This window comes from Betaproteobacteria bacterium, from assembly GCA_016791345.1.
In the GTDB taxonomy this organism is placed as follows: domain Bacteria; phylum Pseudomonadota; class Gammaproteobacteria; order Burkholderiales; family JAEUMW01; genus JAEUMW01.
Genome location: JAEUMW010000473.1, coordinates 1 through 10,161, shown reverse-complemented (window position 1 = coordinate 10,161; position 10,161 = coordinate 1). Strand labels below are relative to the sequence as shown.

At 63.0% G+C, this 10,161-nt stretch carries 10 protein-coding genes; 2 read left to right on the top strand and 8 right to left on the bottom strand.

Annotation, left to right across the window (positions count from 1 at the left end):
- Both JNK68_17615 and JNK68_17610 read left to right on the top strand, forming a co-directional pair.
- On the top strand, positions 1-900 hold a 900-nt coding region (locus JNK68_17615), incomplete at its 5' end, for a transposase (protein ID MBL8542163.1).
- A gap of 535 nt (positions 901-1,435) precedes the next feature.
- Entirely contained in the window at positions 1,436-2,278 is an 843-nt protein-coding gene (locus JNK68_17610; GenBank protein MBL8542162.1) for a phasin family protein, read from the top strand.
- Positions 2,279-2,810: 532 nt separating this feature from the next.
- Here JNK68_17610 and JNK68_17605 read toward each other — a convergent pair.
- From JNK68_17605 to JNK68_17570, 8 genes are all read right to left on the bottom strand, one after another.
- On the bottom strand, positions 2,811-3,098 hold the full coding sequence (locus tag JNK68_17605) for a hypothetical protein (protein ID MBL8542161.1): 288 nt from the start codon (positions 3,096-3,098) through the stop codon (positions 2,811-2,813).
- Positions 3,099-3,712: 614 nt separating this feature from the next.
- Positions 3,713-4,123 carry a TIGR01841 family phasin gene (gene phaP, locus JNK68_17600; protein MBL8542160.1) on the bottom strand — a complete coding sequence of 137 codons (411 nt, stop codon included), beginning with the start codon at positions 4,121-4,123 and terminating at the stop codon, positions 3,713-3,715.
- 448 nt (positions 4,124-4,571) lie between these two features.
- Positions 4,572-5,360, bottom strand: coding sequence for a sugar phosphate isomerase/epimerase (locus tag JNK68_17595; protein MBL8542159.1), 789 nt, complete (start codon positions 5,358-5,360; stop codon positions 4,572-4,574).
- Positions 5,361-5,631: 271 nt separating this feature from the next.
- Positions 5,632-5,892 carry a hypothetical protein gene (locus tag JNK68_17590; protein ID MBL8542158.1) on the bottom strand — a complete coding sequence of 87 codons (261 nt, stop codon included), beginning with the start codon at positions 5,890-5,892 and terminating at the stop codon, positions 5,632-5,634.
- Between the two features lie 476 nt (positions 5,893-6,368).
- On the bottom strand, positions 6,369-7,568 hold the full coding sequence (locus JNK68_17585) for a serine/threonine-protein phosphatase (protein ID MBL8542157.1): 1,200 nt from the start codon (positions 7,566-7,568) through the stop codon (positions 6,369-6,371).
- Positions 7,569-7,573: 5 nt separating this feature from the next.
- On the bottom strand, positions 7,574-8,068 hold the full coding sequence (locus JNK68_17580) for a GTP-binding protein (protein MBL8542156.1): 495 nt from the start codon (positions 8,066-8,068) through the stop codon (positions 7,574-7,576).
- A gap of 10 nt (positions 8,069-8,078) precedes the next feature.
- Positions 8,079-9,920, bottom strand: a complete 1,842-nt coding sequence (locus JNK68_17575) for an OmpA family protein (GenBank protein MBL8542155.1) — start codon at positions 9,918-9,920, stop codon at positions 8,079-8,081.
- A gap of 66 nt (positions 9,921-9,986) precedes the next feature.
- A partial coding sequence (locus JNK68_17570; protein MBL8542154.1) for a hypothetical protein occupies positions 9,987-10,161 on the bottom strand: 175 nt, incomplete at its 5' end.

The following is a 10,161-nucleotide window of genomic DNA, read 5'->3' as shown; positions in this document are numbered from 1 at the left end:
GGTGAGCCAATCGACTGGGGCAATGCGGAGGCCGCGGCCCGACCGGTACGCGAGTATCTGGCGGCGCTGGCGGAAGAGAACGCTTGTGGCACCACGCCCAAGGCTATTTCGCTGACCGACCCCGCGGCAACCTGGACTGCGGCACCGGGCGGGCCGGCTTTCTATGCCTATTCCACCAACTACCTGATGGACCTCAAGGCGGGGATCATCGTCGATGTCGAAGCGTCCGCCGTCAATAAGACGGCGGAAGTCGAAGCGACCCGAACCATGATTACTCGGGTCGAAGCGAATTTCGGTATGACGCCGCAGCGTTTGGTGGGCGATACCAACTACGGATCAGCCGCCATGCTTGGCTGGCTGGTGGGTGAGAAGCAGATCGAACCCCATGTGCCGGTTTGGGACAAATCGGAGCGGCAAGACGGCACCTTCTCGCGCCGCGACTTTGCGTGGATAGATCAGGCGAGCGAATACCGCTGCCCAGCAGGCAAGGCGTTGCGCTGCGACTGGCGCCCATTTAAGAATCCGCGCACGCACATCACGCAAGCCGACACCATCATCCATCGGTCAAGCGAGCGTGACTGTGCCCTCTGCTCGATGAAAGCTCGTTGCTGTCCGAATACGCCATTTCGCAAGATCGCCCGCAGCATCCATGAGAGTGCGCGCGATGTGGCTCGACAGATCGCCACAACGGCCGCGTATCGACAGTCCCGCAAGGATCGCAAGAAGGTGGAAATCTTGTTTGCCCATCTCAAGCGCATCCTGAAGCTGGACAGGTTACGACTACGCGGTTTCAGTGGTGCCCAGGATGAGTTCTTGCTGGCGGCAACAGCCCAGAATCTGCGAAGAATGGCCAGATGGCTAATGCCAAGAGGACCTGAAGGCAACTCGGCGCCCGCGTAACGGCGGGTGAGTATTCATTTGCGTTCCGCCGACTTCACCAGACTCCCGTTTCCACGACCGCAGCGCCGCAGTAACGCCAATCTAAACCCAGTTTTTCAACAGAATAGACCCGAAGCGGAAGCTCAGGATTGCCGAAACCGGACGCAAGAAGTCAAAGAAGCAGACGCTTAAGCGTTCGCGATGAGCGGCGTCGTGGAGCACCAAGCACAGATGCCGGATATACGAACGCGCTCGCAAACTGTTGGACGAGAAGGAAGCCGCCGACTTCCTGAATGTCTCCCCCGGCTCTCTGTGGGCGATCCGCTGGCCGCTAGGCCGTGCCTTTCGTGAAGGTGGGTGCCGCGCCCGCTACCGCCGGTCCAATCGACTCGCTTAGCTGCAATCCCGTACCCGCGATAAGAAACTCGCAACGGTCTACAGACCCGAGGATTGACAGTCCGGACTCCTATTTCTAGAATGAAATTGTGCGCCGCACAAAGTGCGAGCTCTATTTCGTTGCCCGCGTCGCGGATGCACCAGAGTGGAGGATCGGTCGATGTGGGGGCAGATGAACGCGATAGGGAAAGCTTCCTGGGATTCCTTCATCGAGCTTAAGCAGATCAGTGCGATGAGCATGGAGCGCGCGGCGGAGCAGGAGTTCGTCTTCATGGGGGATTGCGCTGCTATGGTCCTCCATTACCTCGAAGCGCCGACGCAAGTGAACGACGTGCCGAGCAAGTTCGGAGACGAGATACGAGCGGCCACCGAGTACCGTGAAAAGTGGATGGCGAACGCGCAGCGGGTGTGGGAAAACTATCTGCAGACTCAGAACGAGCTGGGTGAATGGTTGAAAGGCATTCTCCATTGCTGGGTCTGGAGAAAGGTTACGGAACAGGCGCAGCAGACCGGGCAGGCGGACCTGCACTCGCAGCCGTGCCAACGTTCACTCGCCGAGGAGCAAAGCACATTTGTTGTCAACGATCCCATGCTTGCCTTGTTGACGCGCTTCGCCTGCGGCGACGGGCAGCTTCATCTCGCGCATGAAGAGTTTATGTTGGATCAGATTGCCACCATTCAACGCTACGTTGCACTGTTCCCGGCGGAGCAGCAGAACAGGGTGGCCCTCGAGTGGATTGAACAGTATGCGGAGCGCTACCGACAGGCTTGGCAAAAGAAGGCTGTGTCCGCACAGGCAGCGCGGACACGGTGCCCAGATTGCCCCCTAGCCGACGAGGGTCTCACCGCCAATTGCGGTATCCATCGCCGGTGGTTGGACCTCCTGAATAGGTACATCGCTGATGAGCTCTCTTCGAAGCGTTATGTCGAGCGTACGCTGGGCCTGTTGACCGACCACAAGAGGCGCCTGAAGGTGAGCGCGCTGAGAGGGGCTCTGTCGTAATGAGCGACTGAGATCTTCATTGGACCGTGGCGTAGGAAGGGCGCAAGTACAACCGACGCCGACTGGGCTCGACGCCCATTCACTCTCCATCAGCCATGATCAATGGAGAATTTTGTGTTGACAGGAATCGCGAACCGCTTGCTGCCTGAAGGGTCGCCCGACCGGGCGCAGAAGTTGTCGCCTGATGGCCCACAGCACGAGCTGTTGTATTTCTTTACCCCAGTTCGTCGTGACTCCGGGTGCACAGCGGTGTGATTGCTCGACGTGGGTGCAACGGCAGCTTTCCGGCAAGCACGCTAGGTCGATCAATGGATCGAAAGTGGCCGACTGCGACCGTGCGATCTCGCGGTCGCAGTCTGTCTGGATTGACCGCCCTTCGTCCGCCGCATGAGCGACGCCGGGATGACCATGGCCGTAACCGGATAGGCAGCGCTCATCCTGCCGGCAAAGGCCAACGCTGCACAGATCGCGAGGAAGCCCCCCCGACTGCCTGCATACCGGTAGAGTAAGTGCGGAATGGATTCATGGAGTCTCATCGGTGGATGCACGTCGGGCACGGGATGCCCGCTGCTTGCTGAAACTTGATTGCGATCGCGACAAGACGCCGCGCACTGCCTGTACTGCTGGCGACGGGGCCCCACCAGGGATCAACGTAGACAACCGGGAGCAGCCTCGTGTCGTCGCGCACGATCCAGGCGGCGTCCGCCCCGAGGTTCGCCGGACCGCTCTTGATGTTGGCTTCGAGCTGTTCGCGGGAGGCGTTCCCAGGCGCGTAAACGAGAACTTCACCCAGCTTGACGTGTGGGACCTGCGGTTCCATCAACAGAATCTGGATCTGGGTCGATATCGTGCCGATTTGCGGCGGAGGATCCGAATACCGAACGGTTTGGACCTGCACCGGCGCGCACGCGGTCGCGACACAGGCTAAGCCGAAAAAGAAGAGAACTCGACGCTGGGCCACTGTTGAAGGACCCCGCTTCCAAGCGCTGATCGTGCAGTTTTTACTGCACTCAATCTTCGACAGCGTCGAGCGCCGCGACGTGCTTGCCGGTCTCGGACAAGAAGAGATGCCAGTCGTGAGCTCACCTCCCTTCACGCCATCCCTGATGCGGTCGATGCCCCGGGACGCCGAAGCCGCGCACTGCTTAGGTCCACGTAAGCGACCGGTTCCTTCAGTGTCGGTTGGCCGTTCCGACTGGTGCTCATTTGGCAGCGCTTATCCAGTCAACCACCTGGACTTGGGCCACGAGTCCAAATCCAAACTGCCAGTACACTCCTTTCTGGATATAAGCGAACTCGCTCGAGCGGGCCCATGACTCGCCGCCCCCGAGTTCCCGATCCTCGGGAAGCCGCCCACCTAACGTGCCGCCCGCGGCGAGGGAGAGACTGGCGGATGCGATGGCGGGCGCCATCCGCCACGCTTTGAATGCAACCCTACTTCTTGGATTGCACCCAGCTGGTCAACTCTCGCATGTTCTCCTGAGCGCGCTTGTGTATTACATCAAGGGCTTCGGTTTGTGCCGTGCGTGCCACTTCGGCAAGCTCACGCATGTAGGTCAATGCCTTCTCCACGGCGTGCTGCACCAGTTCACCTTGCTTGGCGGCGTTCTCCAACGGTTTGCCGGCGGCAACCGCTTGCGTCAGCTCTTCCATGGTTTTTTGGAGAATCTCGACCTGCTTCTGCGCCATGGTTTGCGAACTCTGCAGTGCGATCTTGTTGACCTCCGTCAGTGCCTCAATGTCCTTGCGCCTGGCTTCCATCAGCGCAGAAACGTCAACCCCTGGCACCTTGAATTGCTCGAATATCTTCGCGATGTCGATGGGTTGCGGCGTATGCTTTTCCATTTGAATACTCCTCCCTGAGCATGATTTCGAGGCGGCGCCTCGACACGTCGTCAATACCAGTGTTGCGGCCACTGGGTCACGTCGACTCGCAACAGCGTAACACCGCCTCCCGCAACTGGCGAGTTCTGCGAGGTACCGTTCCGCGGGGTCCCGCAAGAACCACGAGCGGTCGGCCGCAGCAGTCTGACATGCGCGCCACGAACATCGCCTACACGACAAGTTGGCAGAGGTTCATTCACTGAGTCTGGAGGATGGGGTTCGGCGTACCGTGGGCGATCTTGCTAACGGATCTGGGTGGCCACAACCTTGCCGTCATGCACGTATCGCGACAGTAGAGATCGAACAACCAGACATTGCAACCGGGACGCGATACAAATTTGCGCCGTGGGTGAGATCTGGTGCCGCGCTTGGTGCGGGACTCTGTTCACCCGCTGAGCCTCAGTCGGCCTCAAGCATATGCCGAAGTCGCTGTCGGGTCCCGACCAGGATATCCGGTCGCCGCGGCCACTGCTCCAGAACCACGGACCCTTGGAAACCACGCCGCTTCAGGCATCGAAACCAGGCCGCGCACACCACGGTCATCGTGCGCCGAAGGCCCTGTGAACAACGGTAGATGGCTGTCGCAGTCACCCCAGTTCTCATGGGCGTGCCAGTGAATGATCGGGACGTGCTCTCCAAGTCGGTCTACGAACTTGAGATAATCGTTGCGCGTGCCGGGGAACAGGTTTGCGTGCCCCATATCGAGGCACATGCCAACCTGCCCGGCGGCCTCAGGCATCATAGCCAGTAGGGCGAAGAGGGCGTTGCACTCATCGGGTGAGGTCTGAGGGATATTCTCCAGGCAGAGGCGCACGTGCGCCGATCGTGCGGCCTCCAGCAGCGGCCTTAGCGCCTCGGCAAATTGCTTCGAGCCATGTTCGGGGAAAAGGTGCAGGTTGACGACCCCCGCCCCCACGTCGCCAGCAAAGCGAATGGTGCGTCGGATGGCCTCGGCGCCGGAGGGGAGGGTCGGATCGGCTGCGACGGGAGCGTGTACGCTGAATAGTATGCCGCGCTGCTGTGCGCTGCGGCGTAGTTCCGACCGCTCCGCTTGCGACATATCATCCTCACACCACCCCGAGGGGCCCTTGTCGCTTAGCCACTCGAAGGCATCAAACCCCTGGGCGACGGCGAATTCGTAGGGCAACCGCGCGGGCGCATGGCAGCTGGTCTGGTTGCCAATTCGAATGCTGGACACGGGGCAACATCTCCACAATCGCCGAACATTGCGCTAACCGGCTCGCCGCTGCTTCGCGAGCGCGGAGGCGAGTCAGCGTGATTTCGCCGTACTGGCGCAGCTCGATCAACCCGACCTTGTCTCCGGCAAAAGGGTGCGCTCAGCCTGCTCGGCGGTTACGACGCTTACGGGTACACCGAGCCGCGCGATACGGTGCCCAAGGTCGACATGCAGCCACCGGGACACTCGCTGCGGCAAAGTTGAAACGACCACTTCATCATAGTGGTTGCGCTCAAGTGTCTCCCGCACAGCTTTCGAACGGGTCGGTCGCCCCGACAATCCCCTGAACGTGCGACCCTGCGGCGGCATCGAGCAGCGGGATTGCGAGTTCGAGGGTAATCGCCGCTTCTTCGGTGCCCGGGTCCCAATACGGGTGCGGCACCAACAGCGTGAACCTGCACGGCTCGCGCGCAGCCCGCTCGGCGACGGCCTTGAGCAGCCTCGGCGTCGCTGCAGTCCGGTGCGCCACGATGAGGATGCGTTTCTCACTCATCTGTTCCCTCCGCGACGGGTGGAATGTTGCCGCCTAGGAAAAGTATAGGAGGCCTTGGCCGCAGATTCCTCCTCAGACGAACTGCAAGGGCTGCCGGATACAGCCCGCCCGGTGGGAGAATAAGCAGCGCGCGTTCACGTGGTTCGGGGTTCGCTGCGGGTATCGCCGTCCGGTTGAACGTCTGCTTTCCGGTCAAGGACTGAGCGACGGCTCCTGGCCGATCTCGCCCGGTGAAGCGAGATCTGACATTGCCTGTCGGATCAAATCGTGGCTTCCACAACTGATACGAGTTCTATGACTCGCTTCGGGCAGATGCCCAAGCTGCTGTTTGCGGGGACGACCTTTTCCAGCGCCGACAGATCGCTCTGCACGTGGGCTTGCTGGCATTGAGTCTGACGCCCCTGCCGATCATGGCGGGGGCGTAATGGAAGCCGAACGGCGGCGAGGACCCGACGTTGCGGATTCTCGGTCTGTTCTCACGCCCGGAATGCAAGCCTGATGATCGAGAAATCGTCCTCCAGCGGGCCCGGTCCGTGCACGTTGCGGACGAATTCGAGCAGGCGGTCGAGCTCCGATTCCCCGTCGGCGACGGGTGCCGCGAGAACGTCGAGGAAGCGATCGAATTCGAGCATGCTGCCGTCGGGTGCGCCGATCTCGAAAGTGCCGTCGCTGAACAGGAAGAGACGGCACTGCGCGGGCAGCACGCGCTCCTCGCCGCGGTAGACCGCACCGGGTGCGATGCCGAGGCTGGGCCCGCGCGCGGCCAGCGTCTCGATGCGCCCGCGCTGTGCCGGCGCGCCGCTCACCAGCACCGTCGGATGATGTCCGGCCGCGGCGTACTTGAGGCAGCGGTCGGAGTGGCGGTAGACGCCGTACCAGATGCTGAAGTAGAGGTCGTTGTGCTGCTCCATCTGGTAGACGCGATTGAGCGCCGTCAACACCTCGGCCGGTGCGCGGAAATCGGTGTCGGCGAGTCCCTCGGAACGCAGCATGTTGGCGACCACGATCGACACCATCGCCGCGCCCACGCCGTGCCCGCAGACATCGAGCAGGAACAGCGCGAAATGGTCATCATCGACCCAGTGATAGCCGAACGAGTCGCCACCGAGTTCGGATGAAGGGACGAAGCGCCAGTCGGCGACGAAGGGCTTCGAGAAGCGCGCGGGCAGAATGGACTGCACATAGTTCGCGGCGTCCTCGAGCTCGCGATCGAGCCGGCGATGCGTGCGCAGCAGGTCCTCCTGCGACTTCGCCAGCGCGCGGTTGGCGGCTTCGAGCTCCTCGATCAGGCGCGCCTCGCGCTCGGAGAGCAGCGTCATGTCGTAGGCCTTCTGCTGCACGAGCTGCGCCTCGTGGTGCTCGGTCGTGACGTCCAGGAACAGGATCCAGACGCCCTCGTCGTGCGCGAAGAAGTGGACGTCCGCGATGCGCCCGGACGGCATCTCCATCGAGCGGATCAGGAAGGGCGTCTCCGCCAGCGGCAGCATGCCCTCGAGGAAGTCGATCTGGCTCGACGCCGGTTGCTGCAGGCGCAGGCCGGTGAGACCGTAGCGCTCGAGAAAACCACCCGCCCGCACCAGGTCGAGCGCGTTGTCCACCAGGATGTACGCCAGCGCGCGCTGCTGATACAAGAGCGTGCGCAGCGACTCCGCAACGGTGGGCGGCAGAAGCTCCATCGCGCTTACCGCACGGTCAGTTCCGCGATGTCCTGAAATACCGCCTCGACGCTTTCCCCGGTCCTGGCGCTGGTGCGACGGATCGTCCAGCCGAGCGCCGTGAGCGCGTCGATCTCGCTGTCGGCGATCGCCCACTCGTTCACGAGATCGCACTTGTTGAGGAGCAGGATGAAGGGAACTTTGCCGATCTCGGCCTCGGCGCGCGACTGGATGGAACGCGTCACCTGCAGGGTGACCGGGCGCGTGCTGTCGGCCACCAGCAGGTAACCCGCCGAACCGCGCAGATATGTCGTCCGCACGGTGGATGCGGCGTCCTCGCCGGCGATGTCCCAGAGGATCAGATTGACCGTCTCGTTGCGCACCGTGACCGTCTTCTTGTCGAGCTTGACGCCCACCGTGGTGAGATAGCTGTCGGCGAAGAGGGTGTCGACGAAGCGCCGCACCAGGCTCGTCTTGCCGACGCCGAAGGCGCCGAGCATGCAGATCTTTTTCTGGAACATAGGGTTTGCGTCAGTCGAGAATGTTGACGGTGAGCGAGACCCGCCGGTTGCGGGAGTGGTCCTGTTCAGAGACGCCGGGCGCGACCGGCTCCATGGGGCCGGCGCCGCGCACCGCGAGCAGATCCGGATCGACGCCCTGCTTGCGCAGCAGCGCGCGGACGGCTTCGGCGCGGGCGACGCTCAAGCCCAGATTCGGCGTATCACGGCCGGTGGCATCGGCGTGTCCCGTAAGCATGACGCGCACCCCGACGTCGAGTTTGCGGCTCACCTCGTCGAGCGTCTTGAGTTCCGCCCCGAGACTTTCGATGACGGAGTCCTGCCCCGGCTTCGGCAGCGCGTCGCCGTAACCGAAGAAGATCTGGCGCGCCTGAATCGCATCGCGCAGCCGGTCGAGTTCACCCAGCTGCACGTCCGCCAATGCACTCAGGTCGAGCTGCGCCGAGCCCGGTGGCAGCACGGCCGCCAGGGTGCGCGCCTTCTCGATCCAGCGCCGGGGCGCTGTGCCAGTCGCCCGGATGGTGTCGCCGTCCAGCGCGAAGCGCACCGTCGACGGCGGCTTCAGTGTGGCCTCGATGCGCTTCATCGCGATCACCGGATGCAGCGCCTGATACGGCTCCCAGTTGCTCACCACCTCTTCGGGGTCGACCGCGGAGGCACGCAGGAGATCCGTCGGATTCGCCGCGAGTGGATCCCGCAAGCCGGTGATGTACCACTTGCCATCGCGATGGTCGAGGCTCGTCACGGCGATTCCCGGCTCCGCCTGCAGCTTGCGCACGTAGCTCGCCATCGCCCGCTCCTCGACGTATCCGTGCCACCTCCAGTAGGCCAGCGCCACCAGCAATACCGCGGGAATTACCCACAGCAGCGGGGTGGTGCGGACGTCGGCCGGCTTTTCCTGCCGTTCGAGGCAGCGCTCGAGGTTGCTGCGCACGGCGACGAACTCGCTCACGTCGCCGTCGAAGTTCTCCAGCGCAGTACGGTTCTCGGCGTGGATGGTGTCCAGCGTCTGCCGCAAGAGGTCGTGCAGACGCTCCGGTGGATTGCCGCGAATGACGGCCGCGAGAAACGCGAGCGGTCCTTCCTCGCACCAGAGCACGAACTCGCCCAGACGCAGCGTATCGATGCCGCCGAGTGCGGATTCGTCGAACGAATCACGCACGAAATCCTGGATCGCGGCGAGCATGCCGGACACGAGCTGCGGATCCTTGGCGCTCGCTTCGTCCGCCGCGACGTGCTCCAGCATGAGACCGGTCTTGCGATGGATCAGAAAGACGTGCTCGACGCGGAAGACCAGCGTGTGCTTGAGCACCACTTCGGCGAAGGACGTGCCCGTGCGCAAGGCCTCCATGCGCCACTTCAGCCCCTGCCAGGACAGGCTGTATTTGAGCGCCTGGTTGAGCCGCTGCAGGGAGCTGTCGAGGGTCTCCGCAACCGATTTCCGGATCACCGGCCCCATGAGCGGCGCAAGCGTCCCGATCAGCGTCCGCGGATCGCGCCGGATCGAGGACTGGGCAGCGTCCTCGATCACCGGCGTGAGTTCACGGCTGAGCCTGTCGTCGCGCTGGAGCGCGCGGGCGATGGCCGCCGGCAGAATCGCGCTCACGGCCGCGCTCAACTGCTCGGGATCGTCGAGCTTGTGCCGCAGTTCGGCGAGCGCCGCCTGTTCCGGCTCGAGCAGAATATGGCGCAAGGCCTCGACGCGCGGATCGGTGTCGAGCGCGCTCGGCACGCGCGCCGCGACATCGCGATCGACACAGCGCGCCACTTCCAGCAGCAGGTTGGCGAGCTGCTGCCGGTTGGCGGAGTCGGCGGCGACACCCTCCCGGTGCGAAACGGAACGAAGCGTGCTCACCTGCAGCGCGTCGAGATCGGGATGCCGCCCGGCCGCCGCGCGCGGCCGTCACGGCATCCCGCTGCACTACTCACCGTTGCCCATCTTGGCGATGCGTTTGGGGGCGATGTCCTGATTGAGGCACTTGGCGATCTCCACGAACAGCCCCGCCAGCAGATTGCGATCCGTCTTCACGCTCGACAACTCCGCAAACATCCGCTCGATCGTCTGCCTCGTGTCGTCGTTCCGGCGCTTGATCTCC

Coding starts and splice junctions, on each gene's coding strand:
- JNK68_17610 (MBL8542162.1), top strand. CDS start 1,436: ATGTGGGGGCAGATGAACGCGATAGGGAAAGCTTCCTGGGATTCCTTC.
- JNK68_17605 (MBL8542161.1), bottom strand. CDS start 3,098: ATGGAACCGCAGGTCCCACACGTCAAGCTGGGTGAAGTTCTCGTTTAC.
- phaP (MBL8542160.1), bottom strand. CDS start 4,123: ATGGAAAAGCATACGCCGCAACCCATCGACATCGCGAAGATATTCGAG.
- JNK68_17590 (MBL8542158.1), bottom strand. CDS start 5,892: ATGAGTGAGAAACGCATCCTCATCGTGGCGCACCGGACTGCAGCGACG.
- JNK68_17585 (MBL8542157.1), bottom strand. CDS start 7,568: ATGGAGCTTCTGCCGCCCACCGTTGCGGAGTCGCTGCGCACGCTCTTG.
- JNK68_17580 (MBL8542156.1), bottom strand. CDS start 8,068: ATGTTCCAGAAAAAGATCTGCATGCTCGGCGCCTTCGGCGTCGGCAAG.